This window comes from Pantoea sp. BS_8 (assembly GCF_041954965.1).
GTDB classification, from domain to species: Bacteria; Pseudomonadota; Gammaproteobacteria; order Enterobacterales; family Enterobacteriaceae; genus Pantoea; species Pantoea stewartii.
The window spans coordinates 130,093-150,389 of the sequence record NZ_JAVAXU010000004.1 but is presented as its reverse complement, the minus strand read 5'-3'; the positions used below and the strand labels follow the sequence as shown (position 1 = coordinate 150,389).

The 20,297-nt window shown below is 55.3% G+C and carries 13 protein-coding genes and 1 riboswitch; of the genes, 3 read left to right on the top strand and 10 right to left on the bottom strand.

Going from position 1 to position 20,297, the window contains the following annotated elements; all coding sequences use genetic code 11:
- Positions 1–34: 34 nt before the first annotated feature.
- Together rapA and polB are read right to left on the bottom strand one after the other, a co-directional pair.
- The gene (rapA, locus tag RAC65_RS11055; protein ID WP_375096700.1) at positions 35–2,941 is read right to left on the bottom strand and encodes an RNA polymerase-associated protein RapA; all 2,907 of its coding nucleotides are present in this window, start codon (positions 2,939–2,941) and stop codon (positions 35–37) included.
- Between the two features lie 155 nt (positions 2,942–3,096).
- Positions 3,097–5,457 (bottom strand): DNA polymerase II, encoded by a 2,361-nt coding sequence (gene polB, locus RAC65_RS11050; RefSeq protein ID WP_033740235.1) that lies wholly within the window; start codon positions 5,455–5,457, stop codon positions 3,097–3,099.
- A 167-nt stretch (positions 5,458–5,624) separates the two neighbouring features.
- Between polB and RAC65_RS11045 the strand changes: the two genes are divergently transcribed.
- On the top strand, positions 5,625–6,389 hold the full coding sequence (locus tag RAC65_RS11045; protein ID WP_006117654.1) for a DedA family protein: 765 nt from the start codon (positions 5,625–5,627) through the stop codon (positions 6,387–6,389).
- On the opposite strand, the gene thiQ is transcribed toward RAC65_RS11045, so the two are convergent.
- The 4 genes from thiQ to sgrR all read right to left on the bottom strand — a co-directional run bounded on the left by thiQ (position 6,386) and on the right by sgrR (position 11,488).
- Positions 6,386–7,087: a thiamine ABC transporter ATP-binding protein ThiQ gene (gene thiQ, locus RAC65_RS11040; RefSeq protein ID WP_375096699.1), complete on the bottom strand. Its 702-nt coding sequence runs from the start codon at positions 7,085–7,087 to the stop codon at positions 6,386–6,388. The two genes, RAC65_RS11045 and thiQ, sit on opposite strands and share 4 nt — an antisense overlap.
- Entirely contained in the window at positions 7,071–8,681 is a 1,611-nt protein-coding gene (gene thiP / locus RAC65_RS11035) for a thiamine/thiamine pyrophosphate ABC transporter permease ThiP (protein ID WP_133745526.1), read from the bottom strand. Before thiP ends, thiQ begins: the two co-directional genes overlap by 17 nt.
- On the bottom strand, positions 8,657–9,643 hold the full coding sequence (thiB, locus tag RAC65_RS11030; RefSeq protein WP_039339092.1) for a thiamine ABC transporter substrate binding subunit: 987 nt from the start codon (positions 9,641–9,643) through the stop codon (positions 8,657–8,659). Before thiB ends, thiP begins: the two co-directional genes overlap by 25 nt.
- Before the next feature lie 43 nt (positions 9,644–9,686).
- Positions 9,687–9,791: riboswitch (TPP riboswitch) on the bottom strand.
- Between the two features lie 35 nt (positions 9,792–9,826).
- Positions 9,827–11,488, bottom strand: coding sequence for an HTH-type transcriptional regulator SgrR (gene sgrR / locus RAC65_RS11025; protein ID WP_375096698.1), 1,662 nt, complete (start codon positions 11,486–11,488; stop codon positions 9,827–9,829).
- A 253-nt stretch (positions 11,489–11,741) separates the two neighbouring features.
- Here sgrR and RAC65_RS11020 point away from each other — a divergent pair, with 253 nt between their 5' ends.
- Positions 11,742–12,920, top strand: coding sequence for an MFS transporter (locus RAC65_RS11020; RefSeq protein WP_033740244.1), 1,179 nt, complete (start codon positions 11,742–11,744; stop codon positions 12,918–12,920).
- Positions 12,921–12,992: 72 nt separating this feature from the next.
- On the opposite strand, the gene leuD is transcribed toward RAC65_RS11020, so the two are convergent.
- From leuD to leuA, 4 genes are read right to left on the bottom strand one after another with little or no spacing between them, the layout of a single operon-like run.
- On the bottom strand, positions 12,993–13,598 hold the full coding sequence (gene leuD, locus RAC65_RS11015; protein WP_033740246.1) for a 3-isopropylmalate dehydratase small subunit: 606 nt from the start codon (positions 13,596–13,598) through the stop codon (positions 12,993–12,995).
- Positions 13,599–13,608: 10 nt separating this feature from the next.
- Positions 13,609–15,006 (bottom strand): 3-isopropylmalate dehydratase large subunit, encoded by a 1,398-nt coding sequence (gene leuC / locus RAC65_RS11010; protein ID WP_006117660.1) that lies wholly within the window; start codon positions 15,004–15,006, stop codon positions 13,609–13,611.
- Between the two features lie 4 nt (positions 15,007–15,010).
- The gene (gene leuB, locus RAC65_RS11005; protein ID WP_375096697.1) at positions 15,011–16,102 is read right to left on the bottom strand and encodes a 3-isopropylmalate dehydrogenase; all 1,092 of its coding nucleotides are present in this window, start codon (positions 16,100–16,102) and stop codon (positions 15,011–15,013) included.
- A gap of 2 nt (positions 16,103–16,104) precedes the next feature.
- On the bottom strand, positions 16,105–17,667 hold the full coding sequence (gene leuA / locus RAC65_RS11000) for a 2-isopropylmalate synthase (protein ID WP_006117662.1): 1,563 nt from the start codon (positions 17,665–17,667) through the stop codon (positions 16,105–16,107).
- Between the two features lie 903 nt (positions 17,668–18,570).
- On the opposite strand from leuA, the gene ilvI reads away from it, so the two are divergent.
- A complete protein-coding gene (gene ilvI, locus RAC65_RS10995) occupies positions 18,571–20,295 on the top strand; it encodes an acetolactate synthase 3 large subunit (protein WP_058702062.1) in 1,725 nt (574 codons plus the stop codon).
- The last annotated feature ends 2 nt before the right edge of the window (positions 20,296–20,297 follow it).

The following is a 20,297-nucleotide window of genomic DNA, read 5'->3' as shown; positions in this document are numbered from 1 at the left end:
TTATTCCAAAAAAGAGGGCCTTGCGGCCCTGAACTTACTGATGCGTAACCACAATCAGACGCAGCGCATCCAGGCGCCAGGTGGCTTCATCCAGACTTTCCAGCACCTGCTCGCGATTGCTTTCCAGCGCGTCAACTTCATCGTCACGAATATTGGGGTTGACGGCTTTCAGGGCTTCCAGACGCGATAACTCGGCACCCAGCTTTTCACTCGCTTCGCGCCGTGCCGTATCGATTATGGCACGTGCTTCACTGACGACTTCTTTTTCCGCCAGGGTAAGAATAGCGTGAACATCCTGCTGAACGGCGTTCACCAGCTTACTGCCTGTATGGCGGTTGACCGCATTCAACTGACGGTTGAAGCTCTCGAACTCCACTTTACCTGCCAGGTTAGTGCCCTTGCGATCTAACAGCAAACGCACAGGCGTTGGCGGCAGGAAACGGGTTAACTGCAGATGCTTAGGTGCCTGAGATTCCACCACGTAAATCAGTTCTACCAGCAGCGTGCCGACAGGCAATGCCTTATTCTTCAGCAGCGACAGCGCACAACTGCCCGTGTCGCCCGATAGGATCAGATCCAGGCCGTTACGGATCAGCGGATGTTCCCAGGTAATAAACTGGGTATCTTCACGCGACAGGGCCTGATCGCGGTTGAACGTGATGGTGCAGCCGTCTTCAGGTAAGCCCGGGAAATCCGGGACTAACATATGATCTGACGGCGTCAGCACAATCAGGTTATCGCTACGATCTTCCTGATTGATGCCCACGATATCAAACAGATTCAGGGCAAAGTTGACCAGCTCGGTGTCGTTATCCTGCTCGGCAATGGTATTCGCCAGCATCTGCGCGGCGTCGCCACCGTTCGAGTTCAGCTCCAGTAACCGATCCCGACCTTGTTCAAGCTGAGATTTCAGCGCGTCATGCTGTTTACGGCAGGCGTCAATAAAGTCATCAAAGCCTTCACTGTTTTCCGGCGCAGCCAGATAATTAATCAGTTCAGCGTGCACGCTGTTATAGAGGGTTCTGCCGGTCGGACAGGTGTGCTCAAAGGCATCCAGCCCTTCGTGATACCAGCGCAGCAGGACCGCCTGAGCGGTTTTTTCCAGCCATGGCACCAGAATCTGAATGTCATGCGCCTGACCGATACGATCCAGACGACCGATGCGCTGCTCCAGCAGGTCCGGGTTAAACGGCAGATCGAACATAACCAGGCGGCTGGCGAACTGGAAGTTACGGCCTTCAGAGCCGATTTCTGAACACAGCAGAATCTGTGCGCCGTTTTCTTCTGAGGCAAACCAGGCCGCAGCCCGATCGCGTTCAATAATCGACAGCCCTTCGTGGAACACGGCGGCACGGATACCTTCACGCTCGCGTAATACCTGCTCCAGTTGCAGAGCGGTTGCGGCCTGCGCGCAAATCACCAGCACCTTCTCTTTACGGTTGCTGGTCAGATAGCCCATAAGCCATTCTACACGTGGATCGAAGTTCCACCAGGTGCCGGTGTCGCCTTCAAACTCTTGATAAATCTGCTCCGGATAGAGCAGGTCGCGCGCGCGTTCTTCGGCGCTTTTACGCGCGCCCATGATGCTGGAAACTTTGATGGCCGTCTGGTACTGAGCCGGCAACGGCAGGCGAATGGTATGCAATTCCCGTTTCGGGAAGCCCTTCACGCCGTTACGGGTGTTACGGAACAACACGCGGCTGGTGCCGTGGCGATCCATCAGCATGGAAATGAGTTCCTGGCGCGCCTCTTGTTTGCCCTCGCGGTCACTGTTGGCGACCTGTAGCAGCGGTTCGATATCCTGCTCGCCAACCAGCTCATTAATCATATTCATCTCGTCTTGCGAGATGGGATTATCCGCCAGCAGGGAGGTGACCGCATCGGCAATCGGACGGAAATGCTGTTGCTCTTCGACGAAGGCGGCGAAGTCGTGGAAACGATCGGGATCGAGCAGGCGCAGGCGTGCGAAGTGGCTTTCCATGCCCAGTTGTTCTGGCGTGGCGGTCAGTAGCAGGACGCCTGGTGTGTTTTCGGCGAGCTTTTCAATGACCTGATATTCACGACTTGGCTCACCTTCAGACCAGGCCAGGTGATGCGCTTCATCGACCACCAGGAGATCCCAGTCCGCGTCGGCCAGCTTATCAAGACGCAGCTTATTGCGACGAACAAAGTCCAGCGAACAGATAATCAGTTGTTCCGTGTCGAAGGCATTGTCGCTGTCGTGCTGGGCTTCGGCGTAACGATCGTCATCGAACAGCGCAAAGCGCAGGTTGAAGCGGCGCAGCATTTCAACCAGCCACTGATGTTGCAGCGTTTCTGGTACCACAATCAGTACGCGCTCAGCGCGGCCAGCCAACAGCTGCTGCTGAATGATCATACCGGCTTCGATGGTTTTACCCAGACCCACTTCATCCGCCAGCAGAACGCGCGGTGCATGGCGACGGCCCACATCATGGGCGATATGCAACTGGTGAGGAATCAGGTTGGTACGCATCCCACGCAGGCCACTGACGGGCAGGCGGTACTGTTCACTTTGATATTTACGCGCACGAAAACGCAGGGCGAAGCGATCCATGCGATCGAGCTGGCCAGCGAACAGACGATCCTGGGGCTTGCTGAACACCAGTTTGCTGTCGAGCATGACTTCACGCAGCATCACGTTGGTTTCTTCAGTATCCAGGCGCGTACCGATATAGGTTATCAGGTCATTGTCATTACGGACTTCATCCACCCGCATTTGCCAGCCCTCATGGCTGGTCACGGTATCGCCCGGGTTAAAAATCACGCGGGTGACGGGCGAGTCGCTGCGAGCGTAGAGGCGATTTTCCCCTGTGGCCGGGAAGAGCAGCGTGATCATGCGAGTATCGATCGCCACCACGGTACCTAATCCCAGTTCACTTTCTGTATCACTAATCCAACGCTGACCTAATGTAAAAACCATATAATTTTTGCTCGAATTTTTAACGTTTTTGAAGGTGTTCCCCATTCTCAGGCAATAGCATGTCAACCAGGCAAAAGGGGCCTGGTGCGTATGTCAGAGCGGTGAGTTTTGAGGAAGGGCGTTATGGTACTGGATGGCAGGGCATTCGTCACCTGTCAAAAAAGCCCCAGTTGCCCGGTAATCAGTGTAGCAAAGTCACCCTCGACGAAAGGCAAAATGCCTTCGGCAACAGGTTGCAGCTGTTTCGTGACGTAGTGATCGTAGTCGAGCGGCGTGGTCCGGGCTTCAACGGGTTCGGGGCCGCCCGTCGCTATCACATAGCGAATGCGGCCACCGGTCTGATATTGCAGCGGCCGACCCAGTTTACGGTTGTGTTCATCCGCCAGACGGGCGGCGCGCACGTGAGGCGGCACATTGCGTTCATACTCCTTCAGCGGACGACGCAGGCGTTTCTTATAAATGAGCTGATCGTCCAGTTCGCCCGCCAGCAACTGTGTTACGGTTGTGCGGACGTACTCTTCCCAGGGCTGACGATGAAATATCCGGCTGTAGAGTTCCTGCTGAAACTGCTGCGCCAGTGGCGTCCAGTCGGTTCGGACGGACTCCAGCCCTTTAAACACCATACGTTCACTGTCGCCTTCACGAATTAATCCCGCGTAGCGTTTCTTACTGCCCTGTTCGGCACCGCGAATGGTTGGCATCAGGAAACGGCAAAAGTGATTTTCATATTCCAGTTCGAGTGCGCTCGTCAGGCCATATTGCTGCTGGAGATGTTCACGCCACCAGTCATTGACCTTCGCGGCCAGTGCGCGGCCTGTTGCTTCCGCCTCGGCTTCATCCCGGGCGGACTTCAGCCAGACAAAGGTAGAATCCGTATCGCCATAGATCACATCATAGCCTTCGGCTTCAATAAGCTCGCGGGTTTGCTGCATAATGGCATGACCGCGCAGCGTAATCGACGAGGCCAGGCGAGGATCAAAAAAGCGGCAGGCGCTGGTGCCCAGCACGCCATAAAACGCATTCATAATGATTTTCAGGGCCTGCGACAGGGGCTTATTGCCCTGTTTTTTCGCGGTTTCGCGCCCCTGCCAAATCTGTTCCACAATCGCGGGCAGGCAATGCGTTTCGCGTGAGAAGCGCGCCTCACGAAAGCCGGGCACCGAATCCGCATCCGTTGGGTGCGCCAGCCCTTCGATGAGGCCGACGGGATCGATCAGAAAGGTGCGGATAATCGAGGGATAAAGACTTTTGTAATCCAGCACCAATACGGAATCATACAGGCCTGGCCGGGAATCCATCACATAGCCGCCGGGGCTGGCTTCCGGCGCAACATCGCCGAGATTGGGGGCGACAAAACCAACCCGATGCATGCGGGGAATATACAGATGGCTGAAGGCCGCCACAGAGCCGCCGTGGCGATCGACCGCCAGCCCGTTAACGGCGGCGCGCTCCAGCAAAAACGGCATGATCTCGGTTTTATGGAAGATGCGTGTGACCAGCTCGCAGTCCTTCAGGTTATAGCGTGCCAGCGCCGGTTTATCGTTGGCAAAACGCCAGTTGATTTCTTCCATGCGCTGCCACGGGTTATCGATAGCTTTGCCTTCGCCGAGCAGTTGTTGTGAAACCGACTCCAGACTAAAAGAGGGGAAATCCCAGAAGGCGGATTTCAGCGCATCAATACCGTCAATGATCAGCCGACCTGTCGCCTGGGCAAAAAACACGCCGGGTTTAAAACCGTGCTCACGCCATTCCAGTACAGCCTGCTGGCGGCCCAGGCGTAACGGAATGCCATAGCGGTCGGCATGTTTCTGCAGAACGCGCAGGTCAAACTGCACCACGTTCCAGCCGATCACCACATCGGGGTCGTGGTCGGCAAACCAGCGATTGAGCGCCTCCAGCAGTTGAGGGCGGGTTTCCAGGTAAATGAGTTCGAAATCCAGTGCGCTGGCATCGCCGTTAGGCGGTCCCAGCATGTAAACCTGACGCTGGCCGCAGCCTTCAAGGCCAATGCAGTAAAGCTCGCCATGCTGGGTGGTTTCGATATCCAGAGAGACCCATTTCAGCGGTGGGCGGTAGTCAGGATGCGGTTTGAGCCGGGCGTTAACCAGCGCATCGCCCTGCGCGTCACCATCGAACCACACGGGCGCGGTGATAAACCGTTCCATCAGATAGCGTTCAGGCGGACGAATATCGGATTCGTAAAGGGGAATGCCGTTTTCGCGCAGTTTCTTTTCAATCCACTGAAGCTGGCGATGCTGGCGGCAGTAAAGGCCAAATACCGGCCGGCGGCGAAAATCGGTTAACTGGAGAGGCTGCATGCGCACCTGGCGCTCGTCCTGTAGCAGCGTTTCGACCTGCGCCTGGTACTCGCAGGGAATAAATGTCACCGATTCCTGCACGGGCAGCACGACGCGCTGAGCACCGTCATCGGTGGCCAGCCAGAGCGTAATTTCGGTGCCTTGCGGCGTATCGCGCCAGTGACGGCTCAGCAGAAACCCTGCGCGGGGCTTATTCACGTATTCTCCAGGCTGATAGCGAATCGGACATGCGGTTAAAAAGTATAACATGGATATTTATACAGTGTCTCCCGGTGCGTTTTGTCAATATTGGCCTACAATTCTTGCCTTGACGCTGTGATGTCTGCTCTGGACAATCCAGCCTTCTGCTTTTTCTGAGGATTGATATGGAAGCCTGGGTTCAACACCTGATTACACAGTCGCTGGAGTGGGCGCTGTTTGCCGTGGCGCTGGTGACGTTTCTGGAGTCACTGGCGTTTGTGGGGCTGCTGCTCCCCGGCACCGTGATGATGGCGAGCCTTGGCGCGCTGGTGGGCAGTGGGCAGATCGGTTTGTATCCCGCCTGGGCCGCTGGCTTCGTCGGTTGTCTGCTTGGCGACTGGGTTTCTTACGGGATTGGCTGGAAATTTCAGGGGCCGCTTCATCGCTGGAAATACCTGCAAAAATACAAAGGGCTGCTGGATAAAACCGAACATGCGCTGTATCAGCACAGCATGTTTACCATTCTGGTCGGCCGTTTTGTGGGACCCACTCGCCCGCTGATCCCGCTGGCGGCAGGTATGCTGGAATTGCCGGTACGCAAGTTTCTGCCCCCCAATCTGATCGGCTGTATCTTATGGCCCCCGCTTTATCTGTTGCCGGGGATTCTGGCAGGCGTGGCGATTGATGTCCCGAAAGAAGCCCAGGGCGGTCACTTTATCTGGCTGCTGGTTGCCGTTGCCCTTGTGGTGTGGCTGGGATGCTGGCTGTGCTGGCGCTGGTGGCGCGGTGAAAAGACCCGCGACTGGGCCACCGCGTATTTGCCGCCTGAACGACTGCGATGGCTCGCGCCACTGGGCCTGGTCGTGGCCGTTGCGGCCTTCGTCGGTATTCAGTTTCACCCGATGATGCCAGTTTTCCGCCACCTGCTGTGGCAGGTCTTTATCGGTTAACGACGTGGGATGCCGAGCACATCGGCTTCCCGCACGTCCCCTGACAGCAGCCGGTCCGTTGCGCCATCCCAGTAAACCCGTCCATCTACCACCACCACGCTGCGTGGCGCAATCTGCTGCGCATCTTCAAGACTGTGCGACACCATAAGTAATGTGATTTCACGGGCTTCGCAGACGGTACGCACCAGGTTGAGCATCTCGCCACGCAGTGCCGGATCAAGCGCCGAGAAAGGTTCATCCAGCAGTAATACCGGCCGCTCGCGCAGCAGGCAGCGTGCCAGCGCTACGCGCTGACGTTGTCCACCTGAGAGCTGGCCTGGCAGGCGCGACAGCATCTCACTGAGCCCGACCTGCTGTGCAATGGTGGCTACCTGCTGACGCTGGTCCGCAGTCAGCCTGAGCCCGGGATGTAAGCCCAGCCCCAGATTCTGTTCCACGCTGAGATGCGGAAACAGGTTGTTTTCCTGAAACAGCATCGATACCGGGCGCTGAGCGGGCACGCTGTGGGTATGATCGACGCCATCCATCATCAGACTGCCCTGGCTGACGGGCAGAAAGCCGGCAATCAGATTTAACAACGTACTCTTACCCGCGCCGCTTGGACCAAGAATCGCCAGCCGTTCGCTGCGCCCGGCGTGAAGGGAAAAACGCATCGGCAAATGCTGATACAGGTAAGTCAGATTATTCAGTGTCAGCATGGCGACCCGGTAATTTTTCCATCAGAGTAAACAGAGACAGGCAGAGCACCAGCAACAGTAATGCGGTAACGGCTCCGTCGGCCCCGCGATAGGCACCAATCTGCTGATAGAGGTAGAAAGGCAGCGTACGGAAATCGGCGTTACCGAACAGCGCCACGACGCCAAAGTCTCCAATTGACAGTACGCAGGCAAACGCCAGCGCCTGTGCCAGTGGCCGCTTCAGTGCACGGAGTTCTATCAGCGTCAGGCGGTTCCATCCGCTGATCCCTAATGCGCCGCACAGGTGGTTGTAGCGTTCTGCGATATCCCGCATCGGGTTTTCCAGCACTTTCAGGGCATAGGGAATGGCGATCAGTGCATTGGCGAACATCACTACGCCATCCGCCGCATCGGGCAGCCCTGTAGTGGCATTCAGCAGCAGGAAAAAGCCGGTTGCCAGCACGATACCCGGCATGGCCAGAATCAGCATGCCGCTGGTGTCCATAAATTGTGCGGCAAGTTTACGCTGGCGCAGGCGCAGTTCGCGGCTGCTCCAGAGCAGCATGGTCGTCAGTAACACGCACAGCACGCCAGCGCCCAGGGCGATGCGCAGTGAGGTGAATGTTGCCTGCCACAACGCCGGTTGTTGCAAGGCGCCACGCAGTCCGCCGTCCAGGCCATTAATAATCACTGCGATCAGGGGCGGTAGCAGTAACAGCAAGGCTAAACCGATGAGAGCAATGTCGCTGATGCGCGCCAGCACGGAATCCTGCGGATCGCGCCAGCCCTGGCGCTGCGTGTTGCCAGCGGGAATGGCGTGACTGAAGCGCTGACTGAGAAGCACCAATACCAGGCAGCAGCAAAGCTGAATCAACGCCAGGAGTGCGGCGCGTCCCGGATCGTAGTCGTAACTTAAAGCCTGAAAAATGGCCAGTTCGATAGTGGTGGCCCGCGGCCCGCCACCCAGTGAAAGCACCGTGGCAAAACTGGCGAAGCAGAGCATGAAAATCAACGCACCGGTAGGCAGTAACTGGCGACGTAGCCACGGCCATTCAAGGAGCCGAAAGTGATGCCAGCCACGGATATTCAGCTGTGCAGCAAGCTGACGCTGTTCGGCCGGAATGCTTTCCAGCGCCTGCAGCATCAGGCGCGTGGCCAGCGGCAGGTTGAAAAAAACATGGGCCAGTAAAATGCCCTGAAGCCCGTAAGGCGAGAAGTGATAGTCCACGCCAAGCCAGGCGCAAAGGCGGGCCAGCCAGCCCACCCGACCATAGACAGTGAGCAGACCAAATACCGCGACCAGCACCGGCAAGACCAGCGTCATGGCGCACAGGCGTAATAATCCCTGACGGCCAGGAAAACGGCGTCGATAGAGAGCCCGGGACAGCGGAATGGCCGGCAGCAAAGAGAGCAGGGCGGAGAGCAGTGCCTGCGTAAATGAAAAGCCAATCACATGATGCAGATAGGTATCCTGCAGAACCGCGCGCCAGTCGGTCGCCGGGGCCGCCATCCACAGTGCAGCAAAAGCTGACAACGCCACGCTGCAAAGCAGCAACGTGGCGAGTGAACCCGGAATCAGCCAGAAGGGGATCAGCGACTCACGGCGCGTTGCCATTGGCTGACCCATTGTGAACGGTGGCTGGCGACGGCTTCAGGCGAAAACTGTAATGCCGTTTTCGGCACGCTGAGTGAAGCAAAGCCTGCAGGCAGGTCGGTTTTGATCACCGGGTACATCCAGTTGCCGGTTGGAATCGTATTCTGGAAAGCGGGCGTGACCATGAACTGCATAAACTGCTCTGCCAGTTTTGGTTGTTTGCTGTTAGCCAGGCGGGCTGCCACTTCCACCTGCAGATAGTTGCCTTCGGCAAACGGTGCCGCGGCATAGTTATCCTTCTTCTCTTCAATAATGTGATAAGCCGGCGACGTGGTATAGCTCAACACCAGATCGCTCTCGCCTTTCAGAAACAGACCGTAGGCTTCACTCCACCCTTTGGTCACCGTGACGGTTTTCTTTGCCAGCTTTTGCCAGGCTTCAGGCGCCTTGTCTCCGTAGACTTTTTGCATCCACAGCAGCAGGCCAAGGCCCGGCGTGCTGGTGCGGGGATCTTCATAAATCACGCGCCATTTTTCGGGGCTTTCGACCAGTTCTTTCAGGCTCTTTGGTGGATTTTTCAGCGTGTTTTTGTTATAGACGAACGCGAAGTAGCCGTAATCGAAGGGCACAAAGGTGGTGTCCTTCCAGCCGCCGGGAACCTGCAATTTACCGGTATCAACGTCGCTTTTGGCAAACAGCCCGGTTTGTTGCGCGGCCTGCAGGAGGTTGTTATCCAGCCCTAAGACCACATCGGCCTTGCTGTTCTTGCCTTCCAGACGGACGCGATTCAGCAGCGAAACCCCGTCTTCCAGGGCCACATATTTCAGTTCGCAACCGCACTGGGTTTCAAAGGCTTTTTTAACGGCCGGACCGGGTCCCCAGTCAGCGGAAAACGAATCATAGGTGTAAACCGTCAGGACAGGTTTGGCCGCGAAGACCGGGGCAGAGAGTAACAGCAGCACGGGCAGGACGTTTTTTAACACTTTGCGCTCCTATAGCGGCAGGGTTGAGTCGCAAAGGATCTGAGCAAAGTTGCCTCTCAAATCCCTACGTCGGCATTAACCGATTCAGGTTCGACGGGTATATCTCAGCGCTCTGACATGATGGAAAGAGGCACCCCGTTGAGAACGTCACATTCTAGTCATTTAATGCCCGCCGGGAAAGGATCACAGCGTGGGCGGTGCAAACCAGGCGGATTTAAAGTCAAACCACCCCAGCGTATTCATCCGTACCCCGCGCATACTGCGCTGGCCTTCCAGCAGCAGCCAGTGATGAAACAACGGATGAAGCCAGTTGCTTTCAACCAGCTCTTTCGCCCATTCAGCAAGGGGGAGCGTTTTCTTACGCCAGCGCGCAGCATCCTGCTGCCAGTTCACCGGCAGGCAGTGCTGCAACAACGGGACTTCGTATAACAGCGCAAACAGAGAATAGTCCAGGGGCAGGGTAAAGTTGACGCTGCCGAGCCAGATATCGCTTTCACCTGTGCCCTGATGCCAGGATTCATAACTGACCTCACGCACGTCCAGCGTCACGTCGTGTTGCGCCAGTAGTGGACGCAAGGCATCGGTGATACTGACGTGCTCAATGTGCTGGTTATAAACGGTCAGCGTCAGGTGTGTCAGGCCTGCGGGTTTTTCTACCGGTGTCAAATCACGCCGGTGGTGCCAGCGGGGCAGCAGGCCGTAAGCAGGAAACCAGTAACGCTGGTAGCCCAGATCCGCATTGTTCAGTAAGGCAATGGGGTTAAGCAGGAAGCTAAGCCAGCGTCGAATGCCCGGTTCGCCTGCCTTCGCGGAGCGCTGGTCAAACAGTAAAAAGTAGCAGCCCTCTTCAAGCCGACTCTCTTCCTGTTTCTCATCGGCCTGTTCGCCCTGCAGGCGAACACCGGCATAAACCACTTCGTCACTGATCTCGGGCAGCACCCATACCGACACGTCATCGATCAAGGCGCGATAGCCAAAGTAGTCGTCGAAGGCTTCGATCTTCAGCTGACTTTGCTGATTGCGGATGACCCGATAGGGCCCTGTCCCTATGGGCTGACGGGCAAAATCGCGCATATCGGGCCACTCGCGCGGCAGAATCATGGCGCTGACGCTGCCCAACAGCCAGGGTAGCCAGCTGTCGGGCTGATCTAAATAGATATCCAGCGTCCAGGGGGCAGGGGAGTCAAGTCGCTGAAGATGGCAAAACAGCGGATGCTGGCGCAGGCGCTCAAGGCTGGCAATCACATCGTCCATGTCGAGTTCCCGGCCATGATGGAAACGGATAGCCGGACGTAAATAAAAGCGCCAGTGTCGATCCGAATGTTGCTGCCAGTGATGAGCGATATCGGCTTCGATTTCCCCCTTTTCCTCATTTATGCGTGTCAGACCGCTAAAAATCTGGCGAGCGATATGGGTTTCTGACCGACGCAGGGGCGATCCAGGCAGCAGATTGAGCAGAGGGCGGTAGTAGAGGACGCGAAGAATATGTTTTCCCTGCCGGAAACTGCGGCCCAGATGCGCGCTGATCATCTGTCTGACCTGATCTTTATCGCCGACAAGCTGCACCAGTTGATCAATACGATCCTGTTCCAGCAGGTCTTCAGCGCGCTGCTGCTGCAGGGTTAGTCCGGTGTAGCAGAAGGTGAGCACGGATCGCTTGCCCCGTCCGGCCTCCGCCTGCCAGGTGAGCCAGCCGGCTTCCTGCATCCTGTTAAGCAGGTTCCGCATATGGCGACGTGAACAGTGCAGGGCGTCGGCCAGCTCACCCAGGGTGGTTTCCTGCGATTGCCCCTGACAGCTCTGCCACAGACGAATGAACTGCTGCTTCAGACGTGATGACGACATAAAAGAGGAACTCCCTCTGAAACCTGCTCTGTTTTTCCTGCCCTATTTTAGAGGCAAACTTTCTCGCATTGGAAGAGCGGGAGGCATTCAGCGATGGATGGCGCTCTGACATGGACGGCAGCGATGCCCGTCCCTTCTGAGTAGTGTGCTACGATTTTGCCAGCAGAGTTATTCTGCTGGTTTTTTTTACGTTGCAGGTTATGGTCGGGGGACACGCTTCCCGTTTCTATTGTTGTTCTGTCAGGGATAAGGCATGAAATCTTTGTTAGCATTCTCGCGCCGTTTCAATCCAGTGTTTTTCGCTTTTATGGTGACCGCCTTTATCCTCGGCGTAGCGGGCGCGCTTCAGGCACCGACGCTGAGCCTGTTTTTATCGCGAGAAGTGCAGGTGCCGCCGCTGTGGGTTGGGCTGTTTTTTACCCTCAATGCCGTTGCCGGGATTGTGGTGAGCATGATGATCGCAAAACGTTCCGACCGGGTCGGCGATCGCCGCAATATCATCTTGCTGTGCTGCATGCTGGCATTGGCAAACGCGCTCCTGTTCGCCTTTACCCGCCATTATCTGACGCTGATAACGCTGGGCGTACTGCTGTCGTCGCTGGCGAATGTCGCCATGCCGCAGCTTTTTGCCCTGGCGCGTGAATATGCCGACAGTGCTTCGCGCGAAGTGGTGATGTTCAGCTCTGTCATGCGTGCTCAGGTCTCGCTGGCCTGGGTGATTGGCCCGCCATTGTCATTTGCGCTGGCGCTGAATTTTGGCTTTGTCACGTTGTTCAGCGTGGCCGCCGGGCTGTTTTTTCTCTGTTTTCTGCTGATCTGGTTCACGGTGCCCTCGGTGCCGCGCACCGCGTCCCTGATGCAGTCAGGCGGAATTCCGCTGAGTGGCTGGCGTATTCGTGATGTGCGTATTTTGTTTGCCGCATCGACGCTGATGTGGACCTGCAACACCATGTATATCATCGACATGCCGTTATGGATCAGTACGGATCTGGGCTTACCTGAAAATCTGGCCGGAATCTTAATGGGTACGGCTGCCGGGCTGGAGATCCCGGTCATGATCGTGGCGGGCTTTTACGCCAAACGATGGGGCAAGCGGAATATGATGGCCGCCGCCGTGGCTGCTGCCGTCGTGTTCTACAGCGGCCTTATCCTGTTTCACAGCCATCTGGCGCTGCTGATCCTGCAGGTGTTTAACGCCCTGTTTATCGGCGTGGTCGCAGGCATTGGCATGTTGTGGTTTCAGGATCTGATGCCTGGACGGGCGGGCGCGGCCACCACCCTGTTTACTAACAGCATTTCGACCGGGATTATCCTGGCGGGGCTATGTCAGGGTGCGCTGGTTGAACATTTTGGGCACGGCAGTGTGTACTGGGTGATTGCAGCGATTTCGCTGGTTACGTTGGTGATGATCAGAAGAGTCAAAGAGGCGTGATCCGCGCCTGTGAGATGCGCAGGGCAAAAAAAAGCCCGGTCAGCAGACCGGGCCATACGGTGATAACGAAGCTTAGCGCATAAAGGCGGGCTGGTTATTTTCGTAAGCTGAAATCGCGCTTTCGTGCTGCAGCGTCAGGCCGATGCTGTCCAGTCCGTTCAGCATGCAGTGGCGACGGAAATCATCAATCTTAAAGCTGTAGGTCTTGTCGCCGGCTTTAACCACCTGCGCTTCCAGATCCACTTCGAAGCGGATGCCCGGACGGGCTTTTACCAGGGTAAACAATTCGTCTACCTGCTCCTCAGTCAACGTGACCGGCAGCAGTTGGTTATTAAAGCTGTTGCCATAAAAAATATCGGCAAAGCTCGGCGCGATGACGACTTTAAAACCGTAATCGGTTAGTGCCCATGGCGCATGCTCACGTGACGAACCACAGCCAAAGTTTTCACGTGCCAGCAGGATGGACGCCCCTTTGTACTCCGGGAAATTGAGCACGAAATCCGGATTGGGCTCCAGGCCGTGATCGTCCAGGAAACGCCAGTCGTTAAACAGATGCGCACCGAAACCAACACGCGTCACTTTCTGCAAAAACTGCTTTGGAATGATGGCGTCGGTGTCGACGTTAGCGGCATCCAGTGGCACCACCAAACCCGTATGTTGCGTAAATTTTTCTGCCATGATGGAGTCCTTATGTCAGGCTGCGAATATCAGCGAAATGGCCATTAACGGCAGCAGCAGCGGCCATCGCCGGGCTGACCAAATGTGTCCGTCCGCCACGGCCCTGGCGGCCTTCGAAGTTACGGTTACTGGTTGAAGCACAACGCTCGCCGGGATTCAGGCGGTCGTTATTCATCGCCAGACACATGGAGCAGCCAGGCAGGCGCCATTCAAATCCGGCCTCAATAAAGATCTTATCCAGCCCTTCGGCTTCGGCCTGGGCTTTAACCGGGCCTGAACCTGGCACCACCAGAGCCTGAACGCCCGGCGCAACTTTACGCCCTTTGGCAATCGCGGCGGCGGCGCGCAGATCTTCAATGCGCGAGTTAGTGCAGGAACCAATAAAGACTTTATCGATGCTGACGTCGGTCAGTTTGATACCGGGTTGCAGGTTCATATAAGCCAGCGCCTTCTCTGCGGATGCCCGCTCCACGGGATCCGCAAACGAGGCCGGGTCGGGAATCTGCGCATCCACCGCGATAACCTGCCCAGGGTTCGTTCCCCAGGTAACCTGCGGGGCGATCTCTTCTGCACGCAGCGTCACGACGCGGTCAAATTTCGCGTCCGGATCGGACTTCAGCGTGCGCCAGTATTCAACGGCCTGCGCCCATTTCTCACCTTCCGGTGAAAACTGACGTCCTTTCAGGTAGGCGAAGGTGGTTTCATCGGGGGCCACCAGACCGGCTTTTGCGCCCATCTCGATAGCCATGTTACACAGCGTCATGCGGCCTTCCATGCTCAGCGCTTCGATCGCGGAACCACAGAATTCGACAACATGGCCGGTACCGCCCGCGCTGCCGGTTTTGCCGATAATGGCCAGCACGATGTCTTTCGCCGTAATGCCCGGGGCAACCGTACCTGTCACTTCAATCTTCATGGTTTTAGCACGGCCCTGTTTCAGGGTTTGGGTGGCAAAAACATGCTCGACTTCAGAGGTACCGATACCGAAGGCCAGCGAGCCAAAAGCGCCGTGTGTAGCCGTGTGCGAGTCACCGCAGACAATGGTCATGCCCGGTAAGGTCATGCCTTGTTCCGGACCGATGACGTGCACGATGCCCTGGAACGGGTGATTCAGGTCATATAACTGCACGCCAAATTCCGCACAGTTCTTGATCAGCTCCTGCATCTGAATACGGGCCATTTCACCCGAGGCATGAATATCTTTGGTCTGGGTAGAAACGTTGTGATCCATGGTGGCGAAGGTTTTCGACGGCTGGCGCACTTTACGACCGTGCGCCCGCAAGCCATCAAACGCCTGCGGTGAGGTCACCTCATGAATCAGGTGACGGTCAATATAGAGCAGCGGCGTTTCATTCGGCGCTTCGTGAACGACATGTGCATCAAATAACTTCTGGTATAAAGTTTTCATTTTATTATTTTTCCTCGGCGACAAAGCGAGCAATGATGCTGCCCATCTCATCGGTGCTAATCGCAGGGCCATCACCGGCTAAATCTTTGGTGCGGTAACCTTCGGCTAACGCACGGCTGATGGCGCGTTCAATACTGGCAGCGGCCTCATCGGCGTTCAGGCTGTAGCGCAGCAGCAGTGACAGCGACAAAATCTGAGCAATCGGGTTGGCAATGTTCTGCCCGGCGATATCCGGTGCGGAGCCGCCAGCCGGTTCGTAGAGGCCAAAGCCGTCTTCGCTCAGGCTGGCTGAGGGCAGCATGCCCATAGAACCGGTGATCATCGCGCACTCGTCTGACAGAATGTCGCCAAACAGGTTTGAGCACAGCAGCACGTCGAACTGAGAAGGATCTTTAATCAGCTGCATGGTGGCATTGTCGATGTACATATGGCTCAACTGCACATCGGGATAATCTTTCGCAATCTCGTTGACGATCTCGCGCCACATGACCGAGGTTTGCAGTACGTTGGCTTTATCCACGGAGGTCACTTTGTTGCGGCGCTTGCGAGCGGACTCGAAAGCCTGACGTGCAATACGTTCGATTTCAAAGCGATGGTAGACTTCGGTATCAAACGCGCGTTCATGCGGACCGCTGCCTTCACGTCCTTTCGGCTGACCAAAATAGATGCCGCCGGTCAGTTCACGGACACACAGAATGTCGAAACCGCGTGCCGCGATATCGCTGCGCAGTGGACAAAACGCTTCGAGACCGCTGTACAGCGCCGCCGGGCGCAGGTTACTGAACAGTTTAAAATGCTTACGCAGGGGAAGCAGCGCGCCACGTTCGGGCTGGGAAGCCGGGGGCAGGTGTTCCCATTTTGGCCCGCCCACGGAACCGAACAGAATCGCATTAGCCTGCTCACAACCGGCTACAGTGGCCGGGGGGAGCGGTTCACCATGGCGGTCAATCGCGATGCCGCCCACATCGTATTCGCTGGTGGTAATACGCAGATTAAAGCGCTGACGAACGGCATCTAATACCTTGATAGCCTGCGCCATCACTTCCGGGCCGATACCGTCGCCCGCCAGTACTGAGATATGTGAAGAGTTTGACATGATTACACCGTTTCCTTCTGATCTTTAGACTTGCGCTGTAACTCTTTCTCGACCTGTTTGGCTCGCCAGATGTTGTTTAAGGCGTTCACCATCGCTTTGGCAGACGATTCGACGATATCTGTTGCCAGACCAACGCCGTGGAATTTGCGGTTGTTGTAGCTCACCACAATATCGACCTGGCCCAGGGCATTTTCGCCGTGGCCTTTTGCCGTCAGCTTGTAATTAACCAGCTCGGCATTGAACTGGGTAATTCGGTTAATGGCCTGATAAACCGCATCAACCGGACCGTTCCCGGTCGCCGCTTCTGATTTCGTCTGTTCGCCACAGCCCAGATTGACCGACGCGGTCGCCGTAATACTGGAGCCTGACTGCACAGTAAAATCATTCAGTTGGAAAAATTCAGGCTCTTCGTTTTGTTTGTCGATGAAAGCCAGCGCTTCCAGGTCGTAGTCAAAAACCTGACCTTTCTTGTCCGCCAGTTTCAGGAAAGCGTCATACAGGGAATCCAGATTGTATTCGCTCTCTGTGTAGCCCATCTCTTCCATGCGATGTTTTACCGCTGCACGACCGGAACGGGATGTCAGATTAAGCTGAATTTTATGCAGGCCAATGGATTCTGGCGTCAGGATTTCATAGTTTTCACGATTCTTAATCACGCCGTCCTGATGAATGCCCGACGAGTGGGCAAACGCGTTCGATCCGACAACCGCTTTGTTGGCCGGAATCGGCATATTGCAGATCTGGCTTATCATCTGGCTGGTACGATAAATTTCATGATGGTGAATGTTGGTATGGACATTCATGATCTGCTGGCGGGTTTTAATCGCCATGATCACTTCTTCCAGCGCACAGTTACCGGCACGTTCACCCAGGCCGTTCAATGTCCCTTCCACCTGACGCGCCCCGGCCTGCACCGCTGCAATCGCATTGCCGGTGGCCATGCCTAAATCGTCGTGTGTGTGCACAGACAGAATCGCTTTGTCGATATTCGGTACGCGGTTGATTAACTGGCTGATAATGTTGGCGTATTCATTCGGCAGGGTATAGCCAACGGTATCAGGGATATTGATGGTGGTTGCGCCCGCATTTATGGCGGCTTCGACCATGCGGCACAGGTCGTCAATGGGCGTACGACCACCGTCTTCACAGGAGAATTCAACATCGTCCGTATAGTTACGGGCACGTTTTACCATGCGCACCGCCCGCTCAATTACCTCGGGTAAGGTGCTGCGCAGTTTCGTGGCGATATGCATCGGCGAGGTGGCAATAAAGGTATGGATGCGGAAGGCCTCGGCAACCCGCAATGATTCGTAGGCGGCATCAATGTCCTGCTCAACGCAGCGCGCCAGGCCGCAAACCCGACTGTTTTTAATAGTACGCGCAATGGTTTGTACGGATTCAAAATCACCTGGTGACGAGACGGGGAAGCCGACTTCCATCACATCAACGCCCATACGTTCCAGCGCTAACGCAATCTGCAGTTTTTCTTTCACACTCAGGCTGGCCTGTAAGGCCTGTTCACCATCACGCAGAGTGGTATCGAAAATAATAACTTGCTGGCTCATCGTGTTCATCCTTTTGCGTTTCTTGCCTTGCAACGAGCATAAAAAAACCCGCGACAGGCGCGGGTTTTTAACTTTTAGCAGGTTCGAATCAGTGTTTGATTTCGCCCACAAGTCTACCGCGCAGAGAATTTGCGATAAGTAGTAGACCTGATAGACGAAAAGAACGTGACATGTTTCAAACCCCGTGAATTTTTTGCTGCATCTATTGGTACTGGAATCAACAATCGATGTCAACCATAAGCGAAGGGTTATTTTCAGCCGCCACAAAGAAAAATGTTCTGACATTTTTGACGCTCACAGAGTATTAAACGAGGCGGACAGAACCCATGACGTTCATTACTGCTGATACGGGGTTGCAGAAGAAAGGCTGCTTTTTAAGGTGATGAAATATAATGATAAATTAATATTCCAGTATCGCTTTATCCATAATCAGGCCATCTCAGGCAGCATAATCTCATGCGCTTTAAATTTTTATAAGATAATTACGCCATAAAAACGCATGAGGAAAAGATGGCTGGCTGAGTCCGTCCGTCATAGGTTTTTTTTATTTCTTAGATATGGCTACAAAAAATATCATTCACAGCATTTTCCTCTGCCATTATTGAACGTATTTAGTTTAATAATCGCAGGCAAAAGTTGGCGGGCAGAGGCTTTGAATCCCGCCGCCTTTCATCAAATGCGTTTGGCGTTTGCCAGCCCGTTTTTCTACGGTTATGGTAATCGACCTACTCTTAGAAAAATTAACCCAGCAGAATTCTCTGTATCTGGATCGCAGAAATGAGTTCTGCGGTCTTAGCAAAAACATAAGGTTTTGATTTTAATTGGCGAAACAGGGCAGGATGCATATGGCTAGCGGAAAAGCCGTCGCCAGTGGATTCAGTTCCTCAAGCCGGGAGGCAGAAAATGGAGATGTTGTCAGGAGCCGAAATGGTCGTCCGGTCGTTGATCGACCAGGGCGTGAAGCAAGTGTTCGGTTATCCGGGTGGCGCAGTACTCGATATCTATGATGCACTGCAAACTGTGGGGGGCATCGACCATGTTCTGGTCCGCCACGAGCAGGGTGCGGTCCACATGGCCGATGGTCTGGCACGCGCAACCGGTGAAGTCGGTGTGGTGCTGGTGACGTCCGGGCCGGGTGCAACCAATGCGATCACCGGTATCGCGACCGCCTATATGGATTCTATTCCGTTAGTCATTCTGTCGGGTCAGGTGCCGTCTTCGCTGATTGGTTATGATGCCTTCCAGGAATGTGACATGGTGGGGATTTCCCGCCCGGTGGTGAAACACAGTTTTCTGGTGAAAAACACCGAAGAGATCCCGACGGTACTGAAAAAAGCTTTCTGGCTGGCATCCAGCGGTCGCCCGGGACCGGTGGTTATCGATCTGCCAAAAGATATCCTTAATCTTGCGAATAAGCTGCCTTATCACTATCCGCAGGAAGTGAGCATGCGCTCGTATAATCCGACAATTCAGGGCCATAAAGGCCAGATTAAGCGTGCGTTACAAACCTTACTGGCGGCGCATAAGCCGGTTATCTATGCCGGCGGCGGTGCCATTACGTCGTCGTGTGAAGCCGAGCTGTTGCAGCTGGCTGAGCGCCTGAATATTCCGGTCACGACTTCACTGATGGGGCTGGGTGCGTTCCCTGGCAGCCATCGCCAGTGCGTAGGTATGCTCGGTATGCACGGCACTTACGAAGCGAATATGACGATGCATAATGCCGATTTGATCTTCGGCGTTGGTGTACGTTTTGACGATCGCACCACCAACAATCTGGCAAAATACTGCCCGAACGCCACCGTGATGCATATTGATATCGATCCGACGTCGATTTCCAAAACGGTCTCCGCGGATATTCCGATTGTGGGCGATGCAAAACAGACGTTACAGCAGATGCTGGAACTGCTTGATCACACGGAGGCGAAGCAGCAGTTAGACAGTCTGCGTGACTGGTGGCAGTCGATTGAGACCTGGCGCGGACGTCAGTGCCTTGCCTACGATCGTACCAGTGACAAAATCAAACCCCAGGCCGTGATCGAAACCATCTGCCGTCTTACTAATGGTGATGCTTACGTGACATCGGACGTAGGGCAGCATCAGATGTTTGCCGCGCTCTACTACACCTTTGATAAACCCCGTCGCTGGATTAACTCTGGTGGCCTCGGCACCATGGGCTTCGGCCTGCCTGCCGCGCTGGGTGTCAAAATGGCGCTGCCTGACGAAACCGTGATTTGCGTGACGGGCGATGGCAGTATTCAGATGAACATTCAGGAGCTTTCGACCGCGCTCCAGTATGATCTGCCGGTATTAGTGCTGAACCTGAACAACCGTTTCCTGGGCATGGTGAAACAGTGGCAGGACATGATTTACTCTGGCCGCCATTCTCAGTCTTATATGGAATCATTGCCTGATTTCGTTCGCCTGGCGGAGGCCTATGGTCACGTAGGCATTGCCATCAGTCATCCTGCGGAGCTGGAAGAGAAGCTGACGCTGGCACTGGAAACTCTGGCAAAAGGACGACTGGTGTTTGTTGATGTTAACGTTGACGGCAGTGAGCATGTTTACCCGATGCAGATTCGCGGTGGCAGTATGGATGAGATGTGGTTGAGCAAAACGGAGAGGACTTAATT